Below are 24751 nucleotides of genomic sequence, written 5' to 3'. Positions count from 1 at the left end.
CCATTTTGTATTTCTGTCTCCTTGTGTTTTGAGACAGTCTCGATTGGGCTTACGGGTAATCCTCCTAAAATCCTTGCCCTTTGTCCGGGGTGTCTAGGTACTTTCATCTTGGAAAGTAAGGAATCGATTGATTGATTCAGGTGACCGCTCATGGGAATCATGCCTGAACTTCAAACAGGCAGGGGTACAACGTGAAGAAAATCACGCTCTTGATGGCCATGTCTTCTTCTATCCTGGCAACCAGCGCCTGGGCTAAAGATGACAGCGTCTATATCGAAATCGATGGCGGCGTCGTTGTCTCCGATGATTTCAAATTCCATGATGTCTACGCGGACGATATCGGAAGCGCGCGGGTCAAGACGGACACCGGCTACGACGTCGGCGGTGTCTTGGGCTATGACTTCGGAGGGTTCCGCATTGAGGCGGAAGGAAGTTTCCGGGATCTTGGCAACAAGGAACTGGGGGCGTCTGATGCCCTGGTCGCTATCTACGGCAGTGATAACCTTGGAGGACATGCCTCGGCGCTGAGCTTTATGGGCAACGGGTTGCTCGATTTCGGCAAGGACGATGGCATCCAGATTTTTGCCGGTGGCGGTGCGGGCATCGCCCGGGTCGACCATCTTATAAGGGTGGAAGGCACGTCGGGCGCTGCCACGCTGATCAATGGCGATAAATGGGACTTTGCCTGGCAGATACTGGCAGGCCTTCGCTTCCCTCTGAGCGACACCGTCGATCTGGGCGTGAAGTACCGGTATTTCAACATGCCGAAGTACACGATCAAGAGCTACGATGCGTCTTACAAGACCGACTGGTCCTCGCACTCGTTGATGGCGACGCTTGGGTTCAACTTTGGTTCCAAGGCCGAGCCGCTACCGCCTCCACCCCCGCCGCCGCCGCCCCCTCCGCCGCCTCCGCCGCCTCCTGCGCCGGAAGTGGTTTGCAACAAGGGGCCCTACGTCGTGTTCTTCGATTGGGATAAGTCGGACATCGCACCGGAGGCCGCCACGGTTCTCGACAGCGCGATCACCGCGTACGGCAGTTGTGACAATGTACCGATCATGTTGGCAGGCTACACGGACTCGTCAGGTGCCAAGACTTACAACATGGGTCTTTCCGAGCGCCGCAACGAAGCGGTCCAAGGCTACCTGACATCGCATGGCATCCCGGGTTCGGCGATCTCCGCCCAGGGCTTTGGCGAGGAAAATCAGCGCGTGCCGACGGCTGACGGCGTTCGCGAACTCCAGAACCGCCGGGTCGAGATTACCTATGGTCCGGGCTCTGGCATGTAGTGTTCCTCCCACCGAGGAAGCAGCGGAAAGGGGTTGGAGTCTATCTCCGGCCCCTTTCTTTCAGCCGACGATCCAGGTTTCAGCCTGCGGTCCTCGCTCCATCACATGACCCGGAAGAAGGCCGGGAGGGATAGTAATGGTGGATCCATCTTCCGCCATCACCTGATTATCAGTCTTTGCCGATGCACCCGCAGCCGGTTGTCCGCTCCCGGCAAATGACGGCTGCGATCAGGGCTGGCACGAGAACTTTCGGCGGGACAGTTTGTCCCTAGCGGTGGAAGGCCACCGGCACGGTGAAGGTCAGCTCTGCCTCGCCCATCGCGGCGGGCGGGGCGGGGAAGGGCGCGGCGCGGCGTACGGCCTGCAGGGCCATGCGGTCGAGCAGGAACTGGCCGCTCGGCCCGATGACTTGCGCCGAGACCAGTGCGCCGCTGCGGTCTATGCGGAAGCGGATTGTGACTGTGCCAGTGCCGCTTGCCGCGCGCGGGCGGGCGGCAAGGATGCGCTGCCACAGCTGCTGGCGGTAGGCATCGATACGGGCGGATGCATCTTCGGCCGGTAACAGTGGGGCCGGGCGCAGTGCGGGCGGCAGTGCCGTCGCGGCCGGTTGCGGTTCGGCGGCGGATGCCGGGGCCTTGGCCGCCGGGACAAGAACCGGGGCCGGGCCGGGCTCTACCAACAGGACCGGCGCGGGGTGTTCTTCGGCGGCGGGCGGGGTGGGGGCGGCGGTCTGGCGAACGGTCGCCGGTTCGGGAGGCGCCAGTGGCGACGAGGCCTCTTTCGGTTGAGCCGTAATGGCGATGGTTACCAGCGCGGACCGGACACCGGGGGCAAGGAGGTCCGGTCCGCGCATGGCGGCGACCACGCCGGCGAGCAGCAGAAGGTTCAGCAACAAACTGCCCGCCAGCGCGGCGCTCTGGCGCATGCCTGTTCCCCAGCCGGGGGTGTAGCGGCCGGGGGCCCTGTCTTTGGGGAAGGCAGGGGGCATGCGCATGGGGTCAGAACTTCGTGCTCAGGCCGAGATTGATCGAGCGGCCCATGCCCGGCACCGGGCGCAGAACGCCGGTCGCCTTGTAGTCGCCCAGCGAAACCCCGCCGAGCGGCAGGTAGTAGCCCTTGTCGAACAGGTTCTCCGCCTCAACGCTCAGGCGCCATCCGGCGAGCGTGTAGGCCGCGCTCAGGTTGACGAGAGCGTAGGAGGCCGTTTCCGGCTCGTTGCGGCGGGAATCGACGCGGTCCTTGCGGTCCACCCATTCCAATTCGCCGCCCAGTTCCAGCGCGCCCGCGTGGTACGTCACGCCCAGCTTCGCGTTGAGCGGCATCTGGTGGTAGAGCGGCAGCTGCCCGGTCAGGTTCTCGCCATGAACCCAGGCCAGCGAGGCCCGGACCAGCGTGCCGTTCTCACGCGTGCCGGCCAGCACCGCTTCGCCCGAGACATCGACGCCGTAGAACTCGGCATCGAGATTGGCGAACTGCAGTTGAACGAAATCGGTGGGCATGCCCATCGGGGTGAGCAGGTCCTGCACATAGACCGCGTCGATGTAGTCGTCGACGTGGGTATAGTAGGGCGAGACCTTGAAAGACAGGCCGGGGGCCGGGGCTACCGAAAGCGTGGCACTTACGGTGTCGGCGCGTTCGGGCTTGAGATTGACGTTGCCGACGTAGCCGTTTCCGTCGCCGAACCAGCCGATCATGCGGCTCGCCATCGAGCCGCGGCCCCAGGTGTAGCGCTCGTAGATGTTGGGCGAGCGGGTCTTGTGAGCATAGCCGAGTTCGATCGAAACGGTATCCGCCGGCGCCCAGGTGACGATCGCGGAACCGTTCCAGTTGTTGTCGTTGCGGTTGCGGTCGATGGCGTTGAAGGCATTGGCTGCCATGGCGTCGGCCATCTGCATCATCGAGGTACCATAGGGCTGCACATCGCCCGTGTTCATCTCCACGCGGTCGTAGCGTACGCCCACTACACTCGAGAGCGTGTCCGACCACTGCGCCTGCCATTCGGCATAGGCGCCGATTCGGTTGCGGTGGGCCTGATTGATGTTCACGAAGGTGTTCGGACCCATCATCATCGAGCCTGCGACCGGTGGCCAGTAGTCATTCAGCCACTGGTGGTGGTATTCGAGGCCGAGCTTCACGGTGTCACGTTTCGACAGCGGCAGTTCGAACTTCGCGGCGCTGGTGAAGGTGTGGACCTGCGTGTTCATCGGCATGTCGCCGGGAAGCTTGTCGGCGAGGAAGTTCATCTCGTGGTCGGTGTCGCGGTAGCTGGCGGAGAGATCGACATTGCCCCAGTTGAACACCCCCCGGTAGCGGCCCTGCACGAACCAGCTCGTGTTGGAGGTCATGTCCATCCACTGGTTCGCGAAGCCTTCGTAGGGGCTGAAGTGATAGCCGCCCTTGATCTCCCACAGGCCACCCGCGTTCTGCCAGGCAAGCGCGAGGGCGTGGTCGGTCTTGGCATATTCGGTGGAGCGCACCGTGCCGAGACTGTTGCCGCCCTTGTAGTTGTCCGACTGGGTGTAGGAGCCGGTGTAGGTGGCGGAGAGATTGGTACCGGCCGCCGTCAGCGTGACGGCGCCGCCGAAGCCGTCACCGTTCGAGCGGTAGAAGGCCGAGGCATCGCCTGTCAGCAGCAGGCTGCCGTCGGTGGAAAAGCGCGGTTCGGGGCCGGAAACCGCAATGACGCCGCCGATGTTGTCGCCGCCCATGCTGACCGGTGCGACGCCCGGGATCACCGAGACCGAAGAGAGCGTCTGCGGCATCGTATAGGACAGCGGCGAGTTCATGTCGTTGGGGCAGGCCGCGTCGATCGGCTGGCCGTCCACCAGAATCTTGATGCGCTGTTCCGACAACCCGCGGATCGTGGGCATCGAGGAGAACCCGCCGCCCGAATTGACACTGACGCCCGGAACGGAGGTCAGAACCTTGGCGGTGTCGGTGGAGGCCGGGTTGCTCGCCTTGAGTTCGTCGGTCGAGAGGGAGGTGGCGGCGAGCGGGTTGCCTGCCGTGACTTCACCGGAGGTTTCGACATCGACGGTCGGAAGCGCGGTGCCAGTGTCCTGAGCGTAGGCGCCACTGGTGAAAAGGCAGGCGGTGAAAAGGGTGCTGGTGACCAGAAGGGCAGCGCGCAGGGCGCAGGTGTGCGTGTACATTGTCTATTCCTGAAATCGCATGGGAGTACGGCGCGGCCCGTATCCGCGCGTGGGCAGCGCGGATCAGGCAAAGCGCGTCAGCACGCCCGTGGCCTTGCGGTTGCAGGCCAGCGGACGGGTTTCAGGAAAGTGCCGGCGGCCCTCTGAGCGGCGGCGTCAGGAAGCCGATGCGGGCCAGCCGCAGTTGCGGGGCGGCCGCGAAGCCCAGGGCCAGGATGAAGGCCAGCGCAGCGATCAGGAGCGCGTCGTCCGCACCTCCCAGCGCGTGCATGGACAGTGCGGTGAAGGGACAGTCCTTGGCAGCCTTGGTGTGCTCGTCTGCAACGCCGCTGCTCTTGCCGGGTATCGTCAGCTTGGACAGCACCGGGGCGCCCTGACCGTCACAGATCTCCACCGTGAAGGACTTGGCCGCCGTCGAGCCGATCATGTATCCGGCGGGCACGAACGCCTTCATCGCCAGCGCAAGCGCCAGGATCACGGCAGCGACGTGAAAATGCCGCTGCAGGAAGGATCGAATCAGGTGCATTCGCACGCCCCGTATCGTCCTTCGCCCTGATTGTCATCGACTTGCGTCAAGAAAACGGGAGCGCGTTGCCCTCCGTCAGTGCATCGCCAGCACCAGATTGCGGACCTGCGGATAGACCTGCTTTTCCCATTTCGAGCCCGAGAATACGCCGTAGTGCCCGACGCCGGGCTGCAGGTGATGGCGCTTCAGGTGCGGGCGCAGGCTGGAGCAGAGCAGGTGAGCCGCCGCCGTCTGGCCCACCGCGCAGATGTCGTCGCGTTCACCCTCGACCGTGAGCAGCGCGGTCTTGCGGATGGCGCTGCAGTCCACCGTGCGGTCGCGGTGCTGCAATTCGCCCTTTGCCAGCAAGGCGCGCTGGAACACCTTGTCGATCGTCTCGAGATAGAATTCGGCGGTAAGGTCCAGCACGGCGAGATATTCGTCGTAAAAGTCGATGATCTTGTCGGCCTCGGCTTGTTCGACATCGGCGATATGCTGATAGAGCTTGCGGAACTGGCTGGTGTGGCGGCCCGTGTTCATCGACATGAAAGCCATGAGCTGAATGAACCCCGGATAGACCTTGCGGCCTGCTCCCTTGTAGCGCCAGGGCACGGTCTGGATCAGGTTGTTCTCGAACCACTCGTAGGAATTGCCGGTGGCCAGTTCATTGACGACGGTGGGCGATTCACGGGTGTCGATCGGGCCGCCCATCAGCGTCATTGTGCGCGGCTGGCAGGGATCATCGTCCTGCGCCATCACGGCAACAGCTGCCAGTGCCGGAACGCAGGGCTGGCAGACGGCCAGTAGATGTGCACCGCGCCCGGCTTCCGGATCTCCGATTTCCTGCAGGAAACGGATGATGTAGTCGACGTAATCCTCGAAGCCGAAAGGTCCGGACGAAACGGGCACGTCGCGCGCGTTCTTCCAGTCGGTGATATAGACGTCATGATCGCGCAACAGCGTATCGACGGTGTTGCGCAGCAAGGTGGCAAAATGGCCCGAGAGAGGCGCGACCACCAGGATTTTCGGCTGCGGCGTGGTGACTTCCGGCTTGGCGAAATGCAGCAGGTTTCCGAATGGCAGGTCGAGGGCGACTTCCTCGTGGACTTCGACCATCGCGTTGCCGCTGAGCACTTCAGTGATCGCGTAAGGCGGGCGCTTGTGTGTAATCCTGGACTTGTCGACAACTTCTGCCAACGCGAAGAGACGCCGGGCGAAGGGCATGGTTTCTGCGCCATCCATGAAGCGGTCCCGAAAGCCCGTTGCGGCACGTGCCGCCAGACGGGCTGGCGCCATCATGTCGCAATAGGCCTGATACGCCTGATAGAGCATGTCCAACATTCCTTTGATGCGGGTGGAATGCGGGGAATCGCGAACCGGCCTGCAATCATCTCTGGATTTATGCTGCACTGCGTCATAGGCTGATGCAAGCAAAACCAAGATGCCGGAGGCAAAGCCGATGACCGATAAGGCCGCGATCGGGGCAACGCTCACGATTTCCAGCAAGACGTATTCGGCATGGTCGCTGCGCGGATGGCTGCTGTGCAAACTCGCTGGTCTTGATGTTGCCGAACGGCAGGTTCCCAATGATGCTGCCAACCGGGCCGAACTGTTGCTGCTCTCGCCATCGGTGCTGGTTCCCCGGCTGAACTACAAGGGGGCCAGTGTGTGGGATACGCTGGCGATCGCGGAGTTTCTCAACGAACTGTTCCCCGATTCCCATATGCTGCCGGCGGATCCGATCGCGCGGGCGCATTGCCGGTCGATTTCAGGGGAGATCCACTCCGGCTTCACCAACTTGCGCTCGGCCCTGCCGATGAACCTGAAAGTGAAGCACGAGAAATTCCCGGTCTTCTCGGGCGCGCGGCCCGATATCGAACGGATCGAGACGATCTGGTCCGATTGCCTCGAGACTTACGGCGGGCCGTTCCTGTTTGGCGAAAAGCCCACAGTGGCCGATGCGATGTATGCGCCGGTGACGACGCGCTTCATAAGCTATGCGGTCGCGCTTTCCCCGCCTTGCGAAACCTATTGCCACACCATCGCGGACTGGGCGCCGATGAAGGAATGGATCGCAGCGGCCAAAGCCGAGCCGGAAGAAATGGAGGAACTCGACGTCGAGTTCTGACGGGCCGCTTTGTCGCAAGGCCCGGACACCAGTTGACCCGGCGGGCATTGCTGCCCGCCGGGTGCTTTCGGGACCTGGTTGGGTCTCGCTGGGGATTACTTGAGCAGGCTCAGGACGTTCTGCTGGCTCTGGTTGGCCTGCGAGAGCATCGCGGTCGAAGCCTGCGAGAGAATTTGGGCCTTGGCCATCGCCGTCGTTTCCAGCGAGTAGTCGGCATCCTCGATCCGCGAACGGGCGTCCGAGAGGTTCGTCACGTTGCTGGTGAGGTTGGTGATCGCCGATTCGAGGCGGTTCTGGCCAGCACCGAGCGAAGCGCGGGTGGAGTTGACCTCGTCGAGAGCGGCGTCGACATTGTCGATCGTGGTCGAGGCAGCCGTCGAGGTCGAAACGTCCAGAGCCGCCGAGCTGATGTTGGTGCCGTCGATCGCGGTCGAGGTGAGCGTGACGGTTTCACCCGAGTTGGCGCCGGTCTGGATGTTGAAGCTGACGTCGGTGCCTGCAGCGGTCGAGAACAGCGTGTTGCCGTTGAAGGTGGTCTGCGAAAGAACGTCGCTGATCTGCTCGGTCAGGGCCGAGACTTCCGACTGCATCGCGGTGCGATCGGTGTCCTGGTAGGTGCCGGAGGACGACTGCACGGCCAGTTCGCGGACACGCTGCAGCATGTTGGTGACTTCCGACAGAGCGCCGTCAGCGGTCTGGGCCAGCGAGATACCGTCGTTGGCGTTGCGGATGCCCTGGTTCATGCCCTTGATGAGCGAGGTCATCGAGGTAGCGATCGCGAGGCCGGCGGCATCATCTTTCGAGCTGTTGATGCGCTTGCCGGTGGACAGGCGTTCCATTGAAGTGCCCAGCATCTTGCTGGCGACTATTGAAGCGTTCGAAGCGCGGATGGCGCTGATATTGGTGTTAATAACAGACATGCTTAATTCCCCAGTTTTCAGTCGCTTGTGAGCGCCGTTGCGGGGCACCCTTCGGACATTGAGGAGAACGGTGGGGGACGGCGGGCTTTTAAGGGATTGTGCGCGATTTGCGTGATTTTGTCGCATTCCGGTCATCTGCAAGGCGCCGAAAATGTCTGTTATTTCTATGGTTTCCTGCGGTTTGGCTTGATTGTCAAAAAAAATCGCCGACATTCCCTTTTTTGATAAGTTTCATGAACGGGGAATCATCGTTTTATGCCCTCCGGCCTGGTTGCTCTTCTGGATGACATCTCGGTTATTGCCCGTGCGGCATCGGCCTCGCTCGACGATGTCGGGGCCGGAGTGGCCAAGGCCGGCAGCAAGGCGGCAGGGGTGGTGATCGACGATGCCGCGGTGACACCCGGCTATGTCACTGGCTTCACCCCGGATCGCGAACTGCCGATGATCTGGAAGATCACCAAGGGCAGCCTGCGCAACAAACTGTTCATCCTGTTGCCGCTGGCGCTGTTGCTAAGCGCATTGCTGCCGGTGGCGATCATTCCGATCCTGATGCTGGGCGGCTGCTACCTCTCGTTCGAGGGGGCGGAAAAGGTGCTGGAGAAGCTGGGCGGCGAAAAGCACGGTGAAACGCTGGAAGATCCGATCGAGGATGCCACGGCCTTCGAAAGCGCCCGCGTATCCGGTGCGATCCGCACGGACCTGATCCTGTCCGCGGAAATCATGGCCATCGCACTGTCGCAAGTGGAGGATGCCACGCTGTTGACGCGGGCCGTAGCGCTGGCGGTGGTGGGCGTGCTGATTACCGTGGGCGTCTATGGCGCCGTGGCCCTGATCGTGAAAATGGACGATGTCGGCCTGCATCTGGCGCGCAAGTCCGGTGCCGTGTCGCAGGCTACCGGCCGTCTGTTGCTGCGGGCGATGCCGGTGGTGCTTCAGGTTCTGGGCAGCGTTGGAACGCTGGCCATGCTCTGGGTCGGCGGCGGGATCATCCTGCACGGGCTTGAGGAACTGGGGCTTCCGCAGCCCGCGCACATGGCCCATGAAATCGAACATGCGTTGGCCGCGGCTGCAGGGCCGTTGCTGGGCTGGCTGGGCTATGCGACGGCTTCGGCGCTGGTGGGGCTGGTGCTGGGCGCCGTCATCGCTGTCCTGGCGCACACAGCCGGTGCCCTGCGCGGCAAGCCGCACTGAGCACTGGCATCTGCTGGCCGCTGGCCATCAGAATTCCGACCAGTCGCCCTCGGGGGCGCCAGCGGTGATGATCGCGCCGCCAGCTACCGCTCGCAGCGGTGCCTTGGCTTGTCTGCGCGCGGGAGCCGGTTTCCGGGCGGAAGCCGCTGCATGGGTCTGGATGGCGCCAAGCTTGAACATCTTCACGAGACCGGCCAGATCTTCCGCCTGTACGGCCAGATTGCGGGCTGCGGCCGTGGCTTCCTCGACCATGGCGGCGTTTTGCTGCGTCATGGTGTCCATCTCGCCCACTGCCGAATTGACCTGGCCAAGTTGCCCGGCCTGTTGATGGGCCTGTTCGGAGATCTGCGAGGCCAGACTGGTTATGCTGCTGACCTTTTCTACAATGCGGCGGAAGACGTCGCCGGTACGGCCAACGAGATTGACGCCGCGTTCCACCTGCTTTTCGGAGTCGCTGATCAGGTTCTTGATGCTCTGTGCCGCTTCGGCGGAGCGCTGGGCCAGTGCGCGCACTTCGGTGGCGACAACGGCAAAGCCCTTGCCCGCGTCACCCGCACGGGCCGCTTCGACACCGGCGTTCAGCGCCAGAAGGTTGGTCTGGAAGGCGATGGAGTCGATCACGTTGACGAAAGCACCGATCTCCTGAGAGGATTTCTGGATGCCGTCCATTGCCTGCACCGCGTCTTCGACCACCTTGCCGCCTTCACGGGCCTCGGCCTCGGCCTGGCCTACGGAGCGATTGACTTCGCTGGCGCCCTGAGCCGCAGCCTGGACACCCGAGGTGAGCTGGTTGAGTGCGGCCGCCGATTCCCCAAGCGTCGCCGCCTGGCTCTCTGTGCGGCGCGAGAGATCATCGCTTGCAGCGCGGATTTCGGATGAGCCGGTGTGGATCTGATCGGAGGCGTCCTGCACGCTGCCCATGGCTCTGGCTATCGAATCGCACATGGTCGCGAAATCGATCTCTATCTGTTTGAACTCTTCAGGAAGATTTTCGATTTTTACGCTGAGGTCGCCCTGCGAGACCTTGCCAAGCGCTGCCGAAAGACTGTCCAGAACCGCTATGCGGTAATTTTCCTGTACCTTGATGTACGACGAGGTCGCCAATTCCATGTCGAGCAGCGCCATCTTGATGAGCGTGCCGATCTTGCGTGCTTTCGCCCGGCCCAGAACGCCGCCGATCGACTGGGTCAAATCGGCTTCGATCAGATCGGCCAGAATAGTTGCGTAGCCGCCCACGTAGAAATCAGGTTCCAGACCGATTTGTGCGTGGATCTGACCGATACGTTCGGCACGTTCCACGTATTCCTGATCCACTTTTCCCGAAAACAGCTCCCGCCAGTGCTTCATCTGGCGTGCGCGGGCGCTGTCCATTACTTTCCTTGAAGGGAAGAATTTTCGCCGCACAGGGTCGGAATCGACGCTCGCATAGAACTTGTCGAGTATCTTGGGTCCCAGCCGTTCGATCGATCGTCCAATACCGGCAAAGCGTGCGAAATCGTCAGAATTCAGAGAAAATGCACGGAGTTTGGCGGCTATGTCTTTGCGGGGGGCGGGATTGGACATGCGAGTTCCTGATGATTGAAGGCCACTCGCCGGTACAGATTTCATCCCCTATTTTGGGTATGCATGCGGTTAGGTACTTTTCCCGCGTGCGGCTGTCAGGAAGGCGGGGTGAAGTACGCAAAAACAATCGGTTGTGTTATTTAAACACGGCACCGATCAGGCCTTTTCGGGCCAGTTTTCAAGTCGACTGGACGTCGGATCCGGTGCGGACAAGACGCGGATCGGTTAACGCGCCCTAAAGGGCATCTTTCAGTCGTGTAAGCACCCCCTCCGCGAAAGTGCTCAGGGTGTCGTCTCGCGCACCCATCACGACGACACGGTCTCCAGTTCTTGCATTATTTGCAATCCAGTCGCCGCATTCTTCGCGCGTGGGGATGTATTCGGCACGGCCTCCGGCCTCGCGGATCAGCCGTACGATGCGCTCGCTTCCCTCGCTGCGGTCGACGGTGCCGCCGAAATAGGCGGGATCGCACAGGATGGTGACGTCCTCCGGTCCCAGCTTGCTGGCGAGGACCTGCGCCAGTTCCGCGCCCATCTGGCGCAGCGGGCCGTAGCCATGCGGCTGGAAGAAGGCGATGACGCGGCCGGGGTGGGCCTTGAGCGTCGCCAGCGTGGCCGAGACCTTGTCCGGGTTGTGGCCGAAGTCGTCGATCACGGTGATCCCGCTTGCGGTGGTGCCGACGATGTCGAAACGGCGGGCGAGACCTGTGAAGCTGCCCAGCGCCGCTATGGCCTCGGTCACAGGCACGCCTGCGGCATTGGCAGCCGTGATCGCGGCCAAGGCATTGTAGAGATTATGGCGTCCCGGCACCTGGAGAGTGAGCGGATGGGTGCTGCCGTCGCGCCGGTCCAGTACGGTGGCCGTGAGGGCGGTGGCCTGTTCCACGATGTCCGTGGCCCCGATCTGGGCATCTGCCGAAGTGATGCCAAAAGTCACCAGGGACCGGGCACGAGCGGCAAGCGCGGCGGATTCCGCGTCGTCCAGATTTACGACGGCCTTGTCCGCACGCGCAAGGAAGTCTCCGAAGAGCTGGCGCAGTTCTTCGAGGCTCTTGTGATCCAGGCTGACATTGCCAAGCACGGCGACGCTGGGCTGGTAGAGGGCGATGGACCCGTCGCTTTCATCGACTTCGGAGACAAAGACCTGACCTTTCCCCACGCGTGCACTGGCGAAGGGGGCGTCCGGCGTGCGGAAATTCTTCATCACCGCGCCGTTCATGATCGTGGGGTCACGCCCGGCCTGCGTCATGATCCAGCCGGTCATGCCGGTGACCGTGGACTTGCCCGAGGTGCCGCCGATGGCGATCCCGAAAGGGGCGGCGTTGAATAGCGTGGCGAGCAGTTCGGCCCGGCTCATCCGCGCGCAGCCGAGTTCACTCGCGCGCACGACTTCCGGCACGGTATCCTCGACTGCGGCCGAGGCGACGAGCGTCTGGTCCGCCGAGACCATGCCGCTGCCGTCCTGCGGGAACAGCTTGAAACCGAGGCTTTCCAGCCAGGTGAACTTTTCGGGCGTACGGCCCTGATCGCGGCTGCGGTCTGATCCGGCGACTTCGGCACCTTGTCCTTTGAGGATCAGCGCGAGAGGCAACATGCCCGAACCACCGATGCCGCAGAAGAACCAGGGATGGGTGGTGAGGGCAGGCGCGTCGGTCATGACCGCTTCGGTATGCGGCCTTTGCCGCCAAGACAACTGCCATCCGGCGAAAGGGGGTAGGCGCCCGTCCGCCTGTCGTGGATAAGCAGCCACCCCGCTTTCATGGGGAACGCGAATGAGGGTAGGGGAAGGACATGACCCGGATCGCCGTCTGCGCGCCATCGGCGCCCATCACCCGTGAGGATGCCGAGTGCGTGAAGGCTCTGGCACTTGCCGAGTTCCCCGGGGTTGATCTGGTGATCCACGATCAGTGTTTCGCCGCCGAAGGGCACTTTGCCGGCAGTGACGCGGTGCGGCTGGAAGCTCTGGTCGAATGCGCCAACGACCCGGACGTCGATGCCGTGTGGTTCGCGCGCGGTGGCTATGGCGCCTGCCGGATTGCCGAGGCGGCATTGGAGCGCTTCGATCATACAGCACAGGGCAAGACGTTTCTCGGCTATTCGGATTCGGGCTATCTGCTGGGCGCGCTATACCGGGAGCGGATCGGAAAGCCGGTTCATGGCCCATTGCTCAACGATGTGCGGCGCGCAGGCGGAGAGCAGGCCGTGCGGCGGTCGCTGGCCTATCTGACTGGCGATCGCTCGGGCCTTGAGCCTTCGCTGGCCGGGGAAAAGCATCCGGTGGTGGCGTTCAACCTCATGACGCTGGCGATGCTGTGCGGCACGCGGCTGATGCCGGGACTAGCGGGGCATGTGGTAATGGTGGAGGAAGTATCCGAGCATCTCTATGCGATCGACCGGCTGTTCTTCCACGCGACGGCGCACCTTGGCGGCATTGCCGGATTGCGGCTCGGCCGCGTGAGCGACGTTCCGGAGAACGACCGGCCATTCGGCAGCGGCGCGGACGACATCGTCCGCTATTGGTGTGAGCGCCATGCAATCCCGTTCTTTGGAGCAGCTGACATCGGTCATGATGCAGCCAATAGGATAGTTCCCTTCGGCTAGGCAGGGGCGCAACACTCGCTCCTGCAAAAGACAGAGGGAGTGAGAGGATGCCGGACCTTCCGATCCGCCAGATCGCCTATTTCGTGCCCGATATCCGGGAAGCGGCGCGCGCCCACGCGCAGGCCTTTGGTTCGGGCCCCTACTACGTGGCCGACAACATTCCCCTGAAGCGCGCGCTGTATCGCGGCACGGAGGGGCATCTCGATCATTCAAGTGCCTATGGCCAGTGGGGAGAGGTGATGATCGAGTTCTGCCAACAGAACAATCCCGGGCCTTCCGCCTTCCATGACCTTTATCCGGAAGGATCAGGACGAACCGGACTGCACCACGTCGCCCTGTTCGTGGACGACGTTGCCATGGCGGCAGAAGCATGGCGCACGCAGGGCCATGCCATTGCGCTTGATGCTACGATGACCGACGGCTTCCGCTATGTATTTGTCGATACCGTCGAAAAATACGGCCACATGCTCGAACTCTACGAGCCGCTGCCCGCGCTGACGGGGTTCTATGAACTGGTGCGTGCGAGCGCCGGGGACATGTCGGAGGGCGTGCTGCGTACGATAACGTTCGGTTGACGAGAACGCGCCGGGGGCTTGCTCTTCTACGGCGCGGGGAATAAGCGCTGCCGCTTTCCTCGTCAGGATAGATTTTCTCTTGGCATTCGGGTCGCCAGCGCCGCGAGGATGGAGGACATAAGATGCGTGCTTTTGTATTTCCGGGTCAGGGCAGCCAGAAGGTTGGCATGGGCGCCGATCTCGCCGCCGCCAGCGCCGTTGCGCGCGAGGTTTTCGAGGAAGTCGATGAGGCTCTCGGCCAGAATCTTTTCAAGCTGATGACCGATGGTCCCGAGGACCAGCTGACACTTACCGAAAATGCCCAGCCGGCGATCATGGCCAATGCCATCGCCGTGCTGCGCGTGCTTGAAAAGGAAGGCGGCATCGCGCTGGCTGACAAGGCGGACTTCGTCGCCGGCCACTCGCTCGGCGAATATACTGCGCTTTGCGCTGCGGGGGCCTTCAGCCTCGCCGACACCGCGCGCCTGCTCAAGTTGCGCGGCCAGTCGATGCAGGCGGCTGTGCCGGTTGGCGTGGGCGCCATGGCCGCGCTGCTCGGTGCCGATATCGAGAAGGCTACGGCTCTGGCCGAAGCCGCTGCCGAAGGGCAGGTCTGCACCGTCGCCAACGACAACGATCCGACGCAGGTCGTGCTGTCCGGCCACAAGGAAGCTATCGAGCGCGCCATTGCGCTTGTGAAGGACCATGGCATCAAGCGCGGTATCCTGCTGCCTGTTTCCGCGCCGTTCCACTGCCCGCTGATGCAGCCCGCGGCTGATGCCATGGCCGAAGCGCTAGACAAGACGCGTCCGGGTACTCTGCGCGTCGCGCTCTTCGCCAACGTCACCGCCAGTGTTGTCACCGATCCGGCCGAAGTGCAGCGGCTGCTGGTCGAGCAGGTCACGGGCCGCGTGCGCTGGCGCGAAAGTGCGATCGCGATGCACGCTGCGGGCGTGGAGAGCTTCGTCGAACTGGGCGGCAAGGTCGTCGGTCCGATGATCAAGCGTTCGGCGGGCGAAGTGGAGGTTGCCTCCGCCATTTCGATGGAAGACATCGAGGCGCTGGCGAAGTCGCTCTGATCCGGTCTAAGACCTAGTTGTTGATGTTTTGGGGAATGTGATGATGTTCGACCTTCACGGAATGACTGCTGTGGTAACCGGCGCCTCGGGCGGGATCGGTTCGTCGATTGCGCGCGGGCTGGCGGCACGGGGCGCGCGGCTGGTGGTGTCCGGCTCGAACGCGGACAAGCTTCGCGCTTTTCGCGACGAGCTTGACGAGCACACGCCGCAGCACCTGCAGGAAGTCGATCACGTGGCCATTGCCTGCAATCTGTCTGACTCCGATCAGGTGGAGAAGCTCGTGCCGGCCGCGCTGGAATCGCTCGGCAAGATCGACATCCTCGTGAACAACGCCGGCATCACGCGCGACAACCTCACGATGCGCATGAGGGATGAGGAATGGGACGCGGTGATCCGCGTGAACCTCGAATCCACGTTCCGCCTGATGCGCGCCGTGGCCAAGCTGATGATGAAGGCGCGCTTTGGCCGCATTATCAATATCACCTCGATCGTCGGCACAACCGGCAATCCGGGGCAGGCGAACTATTGTGCGGCCAAGGGTGGCATCACCGCGATGTCGAAGAGCCTTGCGCAGGAACTGGCGACCCGCAACGTGACGGTGAACTGCATCGCGCCCGGCTTCATCCGCACCGCCATGACAGACGTTCTGCCCGATGCGCAGAAGGAAGCCCTCAATGCCAGGATCCCGGCGGGCCGCATGGGCGAGGGCGAAGACATCGCCGCCGCCACTGTGTTCCTCGCCAGCAAGGAAGCGGGCTACATCACGGGCCAGACGATCCACGTCAATGGCGGCATGGTGATGGTCTGAGGCCATCAGGCAGGGGTGATCGCCTCGCCCCTGTCGTCACAGACGCGGGCGTGCAGTTCGTCTGCCAGCTGGCAGGCCAGGGGAACAATCGGATCCCCCGCCATTCCCGGCTCGGCAAAGCGCACCGCGCCATCGGGCGTCCAGAACAGTGCGCGCAGCCACCGGTGGCAGTCTTCGCGGAACACTTCCGCGTCGCCGCCGCGATTGGGCAGGACGACAATTTCCTTGGTCAGGGGGTTGGCCACTTCCGCATCGCCTTTTGCCATGCGCACCCCCTCGATGTGATCGACGGCTTCGGCCCATTCTTCCAGTGTGATGGCATCAGGCTTGCCCTGTTCATCCTGCCGTTCGATGTGAAGATTGCGAACCAAGTCTTTCACCTCCCGCATTAATGGCCTGTTTGTCCCGCGTCTTTGTCCCGCAAGGGCACAGGCACCGTTGGAATAACGCAATAAACCCCGAATTTATCCCCAGATTCGCGGATTTGCAGGTATAACGTGCTTGCCGCGAGCCATGGTCGCGTTAGAGATATCTGTCCTGAATTCGGGGAACATCTGTGTCCCCAAGGCCTACCAAGGGGGACCTGAGGCTGTTATGAAGGCCACGATCGAACGTTCCACGCTCCTGCGCTGTCTGTCCCACGTGCAGTCCGTGGTAGAGCGCCGCAACACCATTCCGATCCTTTCCAACGTCCTGATCGAGGCGTCCGCTGGCGGTGCCGTGAAGATCATGGCGACCGATCTCGACCTGCAGGTTATCGAAACACTGGGCGCGGTCTCGGTGGATCAGCCGGGGGCGATCACTGTATCGGCCCACCTGCTGTTCGACATCGCGCGCAAGCTGCCCGAAGGCAGCCAGGTGAGCCTTGATGCGGCGGAGAATCGCATGATCGTGAAGGCCGGACGCAGCCGCTTCACGCTGCCGACGCTGCCGCGCGACGATTTCCCGGTCATCGCAGAGGGTGAACTGCCCACCAGCTTCGAGATTCCGGCCGCCACGCTGGCGCAGATGATCGACCGCACCCGCTTTGCGATCTCGACCGAGGAAACGCGCTACTACCTCAACGGTATCTTCCTGCACGTCACCGAAGATGACCTGAAGGCCGCCGCCACCGATGGCCACCGCCTTGCGCGCTTCACCATCAAGCGTCCGGACGGCGCCGATGGCATGCCCGACGTGATCGTGCCGCGCAAATGCGTGGCCGAACTGCGCAAGCTGCTCGAAGAGGCGCTCGACACCAATGTGCTGGTGGACCTGTCGGCGAGCAAGATCCGCTTCACGTTGGGCGGCGAGCACGGTGTGGTGCTGACCAGCAAGCTGATCGACGGCACGTTCCCCGATTACACCCGCGTGATCCCGACCGGGAATGACAAGCTGCTCAAGATCGATCCGCGCAGCTTCTTCGAAGGCGTCGACCGCGTTGCGACGATCGCCACCGAAAAGACCCGTGCGGTGAAGATGGCGCTCGACCAGGATCGCGTGACGCTTTCGGTGACGTCGCCGGACAATGGTACGGCGGCGGAAGAAGTGCCTGCCGATTATTCCTCGGATGGCTTCGAGATCGGTTTCAACGCCAACTATCTCAAGGACATTCTCGGCCAGATTGACGGCGATTCAGTGGAACTCCATCTCGCCGATGCCGGTGCACCGACGCTGATCCGTCAGGACGAGAAGAGCCCGGCGCTCTACGTGCTGATGCCGATGCGGGTGTAACCGCCACACCATCGCAATATGGAAAAGGGGCCGGGAACGTACATGTTTCCGGCCTTTTTCGTCACTTGGGTGATGTTGCTGACGCTGCGGCGTGACACGGTCGCAGCGCTGACGCACTCAATACAATTTCTTACCATTCGCGGATATTTATTGCTGTCGCGAAACATTAGCAGATCGGGTTATGAGGAACCCGCTCTCCGCACGCTCGCGCCGTCGCCCGCTCTGCCTGTTTCTGGCCTCGACGTCTCTGGCCTTGCCCGTCGGGGCAATGGCTCAACAGGCGTCCTCGGCGAAGACGTCCACATCCAGAAGCGCGGCCGCATCCAGCAATGACGCGGGCTATCAGGACGAGATCGTCGTTACCGGACAAGCCGTTCCCGGCGCGGTGATCGGGGATATCCCGCCGGAGAACCAGCTCGGCCGGGCCGAAATCGAATCCTACGGTGTCGATTCGATCAGTGACCTGCTCGACGAGATCGCCGACCAGACCACCAGTATCGAAGGCCGTGATTCCAGCAGCGGGCCGGTGGTGCTGGTCAACGGCAAGCGCGTTTCGGGCGTCAACGAAGTGGGCGACCTGCCGGTGGAATCGGTGCTGCGGGTCGATATCCTGCCCGAGGAAGTAGCGCTGAAATACGGGTACGACGCGCAGAAGAAGGTGGTGAACATCATCCTCAAGCGCCGGTTCCAGTCGAAAGTGATCAATCTGGACGCGGGCATGTCGGCCGAAGGCGGCGGTGGCCAGGGGCAGGGCGCCTTTACCTACACGCGCATTCACGACAACGACCGGCTCAACCTGCTCGGGCGGGTCAAGACGCAGGCGGCGATTCTGGAAAGCGACCGCGATATTGAACCTGATGCGGACAGCGGCGTGACCGAAGCCGCCGGGCTCGCAGATGACCGGGCCTATCGCACCTTGCAGGATTCGACGCGCTCCTATGAACTCAACGCCAGTCTGGCGCATGAACTTTCCAGCACGGCGAATGCCTCGTTCAATCTGCGCGGCAGCTATGACACGAGCCGTGCACTCGATGGTCTTGCGACCGGCGCGCTGACGATCCCGGCGGACAATCCCTACGGGGACGGGACGGAGACGGAGATCACGCGCTATCTCTCGGACCGGGCGCTGGTGCAGAAATCCGAGACAGGTTCAGTCTCTGCAGGCGGCACGGTCAATGTCGAGCTGTCCACGCGTTGGCGGGTTTCGGTGATCGGCAGCTACGAGCATTCGCAAACCGATACGCATACCGGCACCGGCTATGATCTTGCCGCGATACAGGATGCGCTCGATGCGGGGGACACGGCGGTCGATCCTTATGGCGTGCTTCCGTCGGACCTGCTCGGGTCCATTCTGACCAACCGCGCGAAATCGAACACCGATACCGCGAGCGCCAGTATGCTCCTGAACGGCAAGCTGTTCGCAATGCCGGCCGGCGATGTGGGCGTGAGTGTGAAACTCGGCGGCGATTTCACCTCGCAGACGTCCAGTTCGATGCGGAACGGCACGGCCAGCGATAGCGATGCGGAGCGCACGAACGGCAGCGCGCAGCTCAGTTTCGATGTGCCGCTCACCAGCAGCAAAAAGGGCGTGCAGGGCTCGGTCGGCACGCTCAGCGCCAACTTCAATGGCGGCATCACACAGGTGTCGGATTATGGCTCGCTGGCGACGTTCGGCTATGGTCTCAACTGGGCGCCGGTCTCCGGCGTCACGATCATTGCCGCCGTCAACGAGGATCGCAGCGCGCCCACGGTTTCGCAGCTTGGCTCGCCCGTGCTCACCACCACCAAAGTACGGGTCTATGACTATGTTTCAGGCAACTCGGTACTGGTCACCCGCACATCGGGGGGCAATCCCGATCTCAAGGCGGATGACCGGCATGTCTTCAAGCTGGGCCTGAACGCGACGCTGCTGAGCGAGCCCAAGCTCAATTTCAGCGCTACATACGCCGACAGCCGCAACCGGAATGCGATCATGAGCCTGGGCGGCGTGACCGCGGATCTCGAGGACGCCTATCCGGACCGGTACGTGCGCGATGCCTCCGGGGAGCTGACGGACGTCGATACCCGTTCGGTCAATGTCTATCGCCAGCATACCGAGCAGGTACGCTGGGGCTTTAACTTCTCGGCCGTCCTGCGCAAGCCCAAGCGTCCGCCGCGCCCGCCACGGCGCGAAGACGCAGCTGGCGGACAGGGTGGCGAGGGCGCTCGCCAGTGGCAACCGGGGCAGCAGCCTAATGAGGGCGGCCCCGCCAGTGCGCCGGATCAGCAGGGGCAGGGCGCGGAGGGCGGTCCCGGCCAACTCGGATCGGAGATCACTGTCACCGGCTCGCGCGAAGAAGAGCATCCCGATCGCGGCTTCGGCCCGCCGCCTGATGGTTTCGGTCCACCGCCGGACGGAATGGGCCCGCCACCCGATGGCATGGGGCCCCCGCCGGGCGGTTTTGGCGGACCGGGAGGGCCTGGCGGTCCGCGTGGCCCCGGTGGACGCGGCTTTTTCGGTGGCAGCGACAACGGGGCGCGGTTGCTGCTGTCACTCTACCACACCTGGCTCCTGCGCGATGAGGTGCAATTGACGGCCGATAGCGGAACCATCGACCTGCTTCATGGCGGCACGCTGACCGGCAGCACTTCGCCGCAGCACCAGATTCAGGCCAAGCTGGGCGTGATCGACAATGGCGTCGGCCTGCGTTTCGACGGAACCTGGAAGAGCGGCACGGACGTGACCGGCGATACCGCGTCCAGCGGCGACTTGCATTTCTCGTCGCTGTTCACGTTGGATCTGCGTCTCTTCGCGAACCTGCAGAACCGGTTCCGGGGCAAGGGTTGGGCCAGAGGCACGCGCGTGAGCTTCTCGGTCGAGAACCTGTTCGACCAGCGCCAGCGCGTGACCGACGGCATGGGGGCCACACCCTATGCCTATCAGCCCGACTACCTTGATCCGATGGGCCGCACCGTCAAGCTGTCGCTGCGGAGGATCTTCTGAAGCGTCAGGCGGACCAGGTCCTGACTCTAGGTTCTGCCGGCCGCCTCTATCATGCGCTCGACGGCGACGAACTTCTCGCGAGGGGCGCCGTCACGGGCGTTGGCGATTTCGGCTTCGTCGATCTTCTGCCAGTCGGTGAACTTGATGATCTGGATGCCGCGCTCGTCCGCCAATGCGTCGAAGCCCGGCCGGCCCGCCTTGCCGCTGCCGTCGCCGATGTCTTCCGCGATCTTTTCGACGATAGCGAAGCCGTCGGGCCTGTTGGTGCCGATTGTGCCCGTGGGGCCACGGCGGGCCCAGCCGACACAATAGAGCCCGGGGCGGATGCGGCCCTCGTCGTTGGCAAAGCGGCCGCCGCGTTCGTCGAAGGGCACGTCCGGAATTTTCGAGGTCTGATAGCCGATGCAGGCGATCACAAGCCCGGCAGGGATGCTGTAGGTTTCACCCGTGCCGACGGCCTTCCCGTCTTCGAGCCGGGTGCGCTCGACTTCCACGGCCTCGACGCGCTCGCAGCCGATGATCGCTTTGGGCGCAGCGAAGAAGTCGAATTCGATCACCACATCCCGGTCGGCGCAGGGGCCTGCTGCCGCAAAGGCACGCAAGTGGGTGACCGACTTGCGCTGGCCGGGATCGAGTGCTGCGTCTTCCGTTTCGGCGGGCAGGTCGGCAGTATCGACGCGCGGGCAGGCGCGGGACAGGTGTGCGAGTTCGCCCAGTTCCTTGGGCGTCATGGCGATCTGGTGCGGCCCGCGCCGTCCGAGGATCACGATGCGGCGCACCTGCGAGGTGTCGAGTGCGCTTAGCGCGTGTGAGACGATGTCCGACCCTGCGAATTCCTCCTGCGACTTGGCGAGGATGCGCGCCACGTCGAGCGCGACATTGCCATTGCCGATGACAACGGCGGTATCGTGGCTCAGCGCGGGGTCGAGGCCGGCGAAATGCGGATGGCCGTTGTACCAGCCTACGAATGAGGCCGAACCGAAGACATTGGGCAAATCCTCGCCCGGAAGCCCCAGCTTGCGGTCGTTCGGGGCGCCGGTGGCGAGAACGACGGCATCGTAAAGGTCCTGCAACTCGTCAATCGAGAGGTCCCGTCCGATCATGACGTTCCCCACGAACCGCACGTTGTCAGTGAGCGCAGTGGTTTCGTATCGCCGGGAAACGCCCTTGATGGATTGGTGATCGGGTGCGACGCCGGTGCGGATCAGGCCGAACGGCACGGGCAGGGTATCGAAGATGTCGACCCTTACGGAATCGCCCCATTGCTTGAGTGCAGCCTCAGCCGTGTAGTATCCCGCAGGTCCCGATCCGACGATTGCAATATGCCGCACTTGCCTGTCTCCCGCCAGAATGCACCGTGTGCAGTTTTCTTCACCGCAAGCAAGCATGGCTGAGGGGGCTGGGCAAGTAAAATAGCAGCGGAGGTGAGGTTCCTGCTAATGTTGCCAAGGTGCTGATTGTCCTCTGCTCCTGACCTGTTGTTTAACCGTTTCGAAATGCCATTTCGGGCATTACGGAGGGATGGCCAGACGAGGGCTTCGACTATCAACGGAAACGGCACAATCCGGTGCCCGAACAGCCCGCGCTTTTGCGCGCGGCGACCGTGTGCCTGCAGTTCCCGAAGTCGCGCTGCATGGTGATCAGGAAGGCGCAAATGTCGCGCGCCTGCTGTCTGGCCAGGCCAGCGATCCCCTGCATTTCTTCGTCCCCAGCCGCTGGTGGCTCATGGGACCTGCGCTGCTTGGCGTGACGCTGTTGCTGAGCGTGCTGTCCCGGACCCTCCCGATGCCCGTGGTTGCGGCCTCTATGTCAGGTGGCATCATGATTTCTGCCTCCGCGACGATGTTTGCGTGGCTGGAAGGGCGGCTCGATCACCGCAACTGGCGGCGTTATCCGCTGATGTTGGTGGCTGTTGCCTCGCCAATGGCCCTGTTCGGTTACGCTGTCGCACGGTGGACCGCTGAGCAGGGCCCGCTCGCATGGAACCTGACTATCGGCGCATTCGTGATCGTGATGCTGATCGCGGCCGCGCTGCTCGAAGGGCGGCTGACGTCGATCATCGCCGCGACCTTGGCCGCCTGGAGCGGTGTGGCTGTGTTTGACGGCTCGATGACGTCGATGCTGATGTTCGGCATGGGGAGCTGTTTCGGGTTGTATCTGGTTATTCGCCAATCCCGGAAAGCGCTTGATGAAGCGAGTTCGCGTGCACAGCGAGAGCGTGAACAGCGCCGCGCGGAGGAGTTGCTCAACGAATACGAGGAGACGGGGCAAGGGTGGTTCTGGGAAACCGATCGCCGCGGTCATGTCACCTATGTTTCGCCGCGAATTGCCCAGTTGCTGGGCAAGGAGCCGAGCGCCCTTGAAGGCAAGCCCTTTACCGGCCTGTTCGCACTCGAGACACAGGCGCAGGAGAGTGAACGGACCTTGCCGTTCCATCTGTCGACCCGTTCGTCCTTTCGCGAATTGTCGGTCCGCGCTGCAACGGGAGAGAACGAGGAGCGCTGGTGGTCGATTTCCGGCCGTCCGGTCATGGACCAGTTCAACAACTTCATGGGGTTTCGCGGGTCCGGCACGGATCTCACGGAAACTCGCAAATCCCAGCAGCATGTGACGCAGCTGGCACGGTTCGATTCGCTGACCCAGCTTGCCAACCGCTACCAGATGGCTGAATGGCTGGAAAAGGTCCTTACGGCGCCCCGGGTGGACAGCCGTGCTTGCGCAGTCTTCCTGCTTGATCTGGACCGTTTCAAGCAAGTCAACGACACGATGGGCCATCCGGCTGGCGACGCCTTGCTGAAGCAGGTCGCGCAGCGGTTGACCAGCACCGTGGCCGACATGGGGCGCGTTGGCCGTCTGGGTGGCGATGAATTCCAGGTGATCCTGCCCGGTTACCACCAGCGCGAAGGGCTTGCCCATCTTGCGCGGCGGATCATTGAAAATCTTTCGCACCCCTATTCGATCGATGGCGCGCGTGTCGTCATCGGCGCCTCGTTGGGGATATCTGTCTGTCCCGATGACGGAACCAGCGCGGAGGAACTGATCCGCAATGCCGACCTCGCCCTTTATGCGGCAAAGGGCGGGGGGCGCGGGCGCCATCACTTCTACGACGACGATCTGCATTCCGATGCCAAGGAACGCCAGCAGCTTGAAGAGGATCTGCGCGACGCCATCGCCAATGGCGCACTCGAGCTGCACTATCAGCCGCAAGTGCGCACCATTACCGAGAACATCACCGGTTTCGAGGCGCTGCTGCGCTGGAATCATCCCCGGCACGGCTACATGTCGCCGGCCAAGTTCGTCCCGATTGCCGAGGAAACCGGCCTTGTCTCGCAGATCGGCGAGTGGGCGCTGCGCACCGCCTGCAGCGATCTTGCGACCTGGCCTGAAAACGTGCGCGTCGCCGTGAACGTCTCGCCGCTGCAATTCGCCAACCCGTCGCTGCCGGCGATCGTTACCAGTGCCATTGCAGCAGCCGGGATCGTGCCTTCCCGTCTCGAACTCGAAATCACCGAAAGCGTTTTCCTGGGTGATGACAGATCGACCGAAACCATGTTCGCTGCGCTCAAGGGGATTGGCGTGCGGCTGGCGCTGGACGACTTTGGCACCGGCTATTCGTCGCTCGGCTATCTGAAGAAGGCGCCCTTCGACAAGATCAAGATCGACCAGAGCTTCGTGCGCGGTGCCACTGTCGAGGGGAGCCGCAATGGCGCGATCATTTCCTCGATCGTCAGCCTCGCCGAAGCGCTTGGCATGGAGACCACGGCGGAAGGCGTGGAGACGCTCGACGAGCTGGATCTCGTGCGTTTGCTGGGCTGCAGCCACGTGCAGGGCCATATCTACGAGAGGGCGCTCACTTCGGAAGCCGCAGCGCAGCGACTGGCGCAGGGCCTTGCCGCAGAGGCACAGGGCCCACGTTCGGCGCGGGCCCCACGCCAGAGGATGCTGCGCAAGGTCGTGCTGCAGCATGGGCAGCACGTGTACAACGGCACCATCCGCAATATCTCGCAGACAGGCGCGTTGATCGAAGGGCTGTGGAACGTGCCTCCCGGTACGGAGTTCGGCGTGCATCTGGCTGAAGGCTACCTGATGATGGCCATTGCGCGCTGGGGCGACGCGGACCGCATGGGCGTTCAGTTCGCCCAGCCGATGGAGCTTGATGGCAATGGCAGCGTGCTGTTCACGCCGCCCCGTCCGAAGCGGGAACGCAGGGAGCAACCGGGGACAGCACCGGACTCGATGAAAAGGGCTGGCTGACAGAGGCGAAA

General features: G+C 62.9%; 20 protein-coding genes. 11 read left to right on the top strand and 9 right to left on the bottom strand.

Going from position 1 to position 24751, the window contains the following annotated elements:
- The first annotated feature begins 191 nt into the window (after positions 1 to 191).
- Entirely contained in the window at positions 192 to 1289 is a 1098-nt protein-coding gene (locus tag MTR64_RS05745) for an OmpA family protein (protein ID WP_243991680.1), read from the top strand.
- 268 nt (positions 1290 to 1557) lie between these two features.
- Here the strand turns inward: MTR64_RS05745 and MTR64_RS21305 are convergent, their stop codons facing one another.
- The 4 genes from MTR64_RS21305 to MTR64_RS05725 form a co-directional block, all read right to left on the bottom strand.
- Positions 1558 to 2283 (bottom strand): energy transducer TonB family protein, encoded by a 726-nt coding sequence (locus MTR64_RS21305; protein WP_268740729.1) that lies wholly within the window; start codon positions 2281 to 2283, stop codon positions 1558 to 1560.
- A 4-nt stretch (positions 2284 to 2287) separates the two neighbouring features.
- Entirely contained in the window at positions 2288 to 4441 is a 2154-nt protein-coding gene (locus MTR64_RS05735) for a TonB-dependent receptor plug domain-containing protein (RefSeq protein ID WP_243991678.1), read from the bottom strand.
- Positions 4442 to 4562: 121 nt separating this feature from the next.
- Complete coding sequence (locus tag MTR64_RS05730) at positions 4563 to 4967, bottom strand: DUF2946 family protein (RefSeq protein ID WP_243991670.1); 405 nt, start codon at positions 4965 to 4967, stop codon at positions 4563 to 4565.
- Positions 4968 to 5042: 75 nt separating this feature from the next.
- Complete coding sequence (locus tag MTR64_RS05725; RefSeq protein WP_243991669.1) at positions 5043 to 6278, bottom strand: polyhydroxyalkanoate depolymerase; 1236 nt, start codon at positions 6276 to 6278, stop codon at positions 5043 to 5045.
- A gap of 127 nt (positions 6279 to 6405) precedes the next feature.
- Between MTR64_RS05725 and MTR64_RS05720 the strand changes: the two genes are divergently transcribed.
- On the top strand, positions 6406 to 7074 hold the full coding sequence (locus tag MTR64_RS05720; RefSeq protein ID WP_243991668.1) for a glutathione S-transferase: 669 nt from the start codon (positions 6406 to 6408) through the stop codon (positions 7072 to 7074).
- Between the two features lie 95 nt (positions 7075 to 7169).
- On the opposite strand, the gene MTR64_RS05715 is transcribed toward MTR64_RS05720, so the two are convergent.
- Positions 7170 to 7994, bottom strand: coding sequence for a flagellin (locus tag MTR64_RS05715; protein ID WP_243991667.1), 825 nt, complete (start codon positions 7992 to 7994; stop codon positions 7170 to 7172).
- A gap of 255 nt (positions 7995 to 8249) precedes the next feature.
- Here MTR64_RS05715 and MTR64_RS05710 point away from each other — a divergent pair, with 255 nt between their 5' ends.
- Positions 8250 to 9185, top strand: a complete 936-nt coding sequence (locus tag MTR64_RS05710) for a DUF808 domain-containing protein (RefSeq protein WP_243991666.1) — start codon at positions 8250 to 8252, stop codon at positions 9183 to 9185.
- A 27-nt stretch (positions 9186 to 9212) separates the two neighbouring features.
- Here MTR64_RS05710 and MTR64_RS05705 read toward each other — a convergent pair whose 3' ends face one another.
- Positions 9213 to 10748, bottom strand: a complete 1536-nt coding sequence (locus tag MTR64_RS05705; protein ID WP_243991665.1) for a globin-coupled sensor protein — start codon at positions 10746 to 10748, stop codon at positions 9213 to 9215.
- 235 nt (positions 10749 to 10983) lie between these two features.
- Positions 10984 to 12405 carry a UDP-N-acetylmuramate--L-alanine ligase gene (locus MTR64_RS05700; RefSeq protein ID WP_243991664.1) on the bottom strand — a complete coding sequence of 474 codons (1422 nt, stop codon included), beginning with the start codon at positions 12403 to 12405 and terminating at the stop codon, positions 10984 to 10986.
- Between the two features lie 134 nt (positions 12406 to 12539).
- Between MTR64_RS05700 and MTR64_RS05695 the strand changes: the two genes are divergently transcribed.
- The 4 genes from MTR64_RS05695 to fabG all read left to right on the top strand — a co-directional run bounded on the left by MTR64_RS05695 (position 12540) and on the right by fabG (position 15790).
- Positions 12540 to 13349: an LD-carboxypeptidase gene (locus MTR64_RS05695; protein WP_243991662.1), complete on the top strand. Its 810-nt coding sequence runs from the start codon at positions 12540 to 12542 to the stop codon at positions 13347 to 13349.
- A gap of 47 nt (positions 13350 to 13396) precedes the next feature.
- Positions 13397 to 13924 (top strand): VOC family protein, encoded by a 528-nt coding sequence (locus MTR64_RS05690; protein WP_243991660.1) that lies wholly within the window; start codon positions 13397 to 13399, stop codon positions 13922 to 13924.
- A gap of 122 nt (positions 13925 to 14046) precedes the next feature.
- Entirely contained in the window at positions 14047 to 14982 is a 936-nt protein-coding gene (fabD, locus tag MTR64_RS05685; RefSeq protein ID WP_243991659.1) for an ACP S-malonyltransferase, read from the top strand.
- A gap of 43 nt (positions 14983 to 15025) precedes the next feature.
- A complete protein-coding gene (gene fabG, locus MTR64_RS05680; RefSeq protein WP_243991733.1) occupies positions 15026 to 15790 on the top strand; it encodes a 3-oxoacyl-[acyl-carrier-protein] reductase in 765 nt (254 codons plus the stop codon).
- Between the two features lie 5 nt (positions 15791 to 15795).
- Here fabG and MTR64_RS05675 read toward each other — a convergent pair whose 3' ends face one another.
- The gene (locus MTR64_RS05675; protein WP_419144917.1) at positions 15796 to 16170 is read right to left on the bottom strand and encodes a hypothetical protein; all 375 of its coding nucleotides are present in this window, start codon (positions 16168 to 16170) and stop codon (positions 15796 to 15798) included.
- 214 nt (positions 16171 to 16384) lie between these two features.
- Here MTR64_RS05675 and dnaN point away from each other — a divergent pair, with 214 nt between their 5' ends.
- The 3 genes from dnaN to MTR64_RS05660 are packed head-to-tail and all read left to right on the top strand — an operon-like array spanning position 16385 to position 20486.
- On the top strand, positions 16385 to 17503 hold the full coding sequence (gene dnaN / locus MTR64_RS05670) for a DNA polymerase III subunit beta (protein WP_243991654.1): 1119 nt from the start codon (positions 16385 to 16387) through the stop codon (positions 17501 to 17503).
- 18 nt (positions 17504 to 17521) lie between these two features.
- Positions 17522 to 17836 carry a hypothetical protein gene (locus MTR64_RS05665; protein WP_243991648.1) on the top strand — a complete coding sequence of 105 codons (315 nt, stop codon included), beginning with the start codon at positions 17522 to 17524 and terminating at the stop codon, positions 17834 to 17836.
- Positions 17772 to 20486, top strand: a complete 2715-nt coding sequence (locus MTR64_RS05660; RefSeq protein ID WP_243991647.1) for a TonB-dependent receptor — start codon at positions 17772 to 17774, stop codon at positions 20484 to 20486. Before MTR64_RS05665 ends, MTR64_RS05660 begins: the two co-directional genes overlap by 65 nt.
- 26 nt (positions 20487 to 20512) lie before the next feature.
- Here the strand turns inward: MTR64_RS05660 and MTR64_RS05655 are convergent, their stop codons facing one another.
- Positions 20513 to 21817: an FAD-dependent oxidoreductase gene (locus MTR64_RS05655; protein ID WP_243991646.1), complete on the bottom strand. Its 1305-nt coding sequence runs from the start codon at positions 21815 to 21817 to the stop codon at positions 20513 to 20515.
- A gap of 190 nt (positions 21818 to 22007) precedes the next feature.
- Between MTR64_RS05655 and MTR64_RS05650 the strand changes: the two genes are divergently transcribed.
- A complete protein-coding gene (locus tag MTR64_RS05650) occupies positions 22008 to 24740 on the top strand; it encodes an EAL domain-containing protein (RefSeq protein WP_243991645.1) in 2733 nt (910 codons plus the stop codon).
- Positions 24741 to 24751 lie beyond the last annotated feature (11 nt).

This window comes from Novosphingobium album (ex Hu et al. 2023) (assembly GCF_022832385.1).
GTDB lineage: Bacteria > Pseudomonadota > Alphaproteobacteria > Sphingomonadales > Sphingomonadaceae > Novosphingobium > Novosphingobium album.
This window is presented reverse-complemented; position numbering and strand designations above follow the sequence as displayed.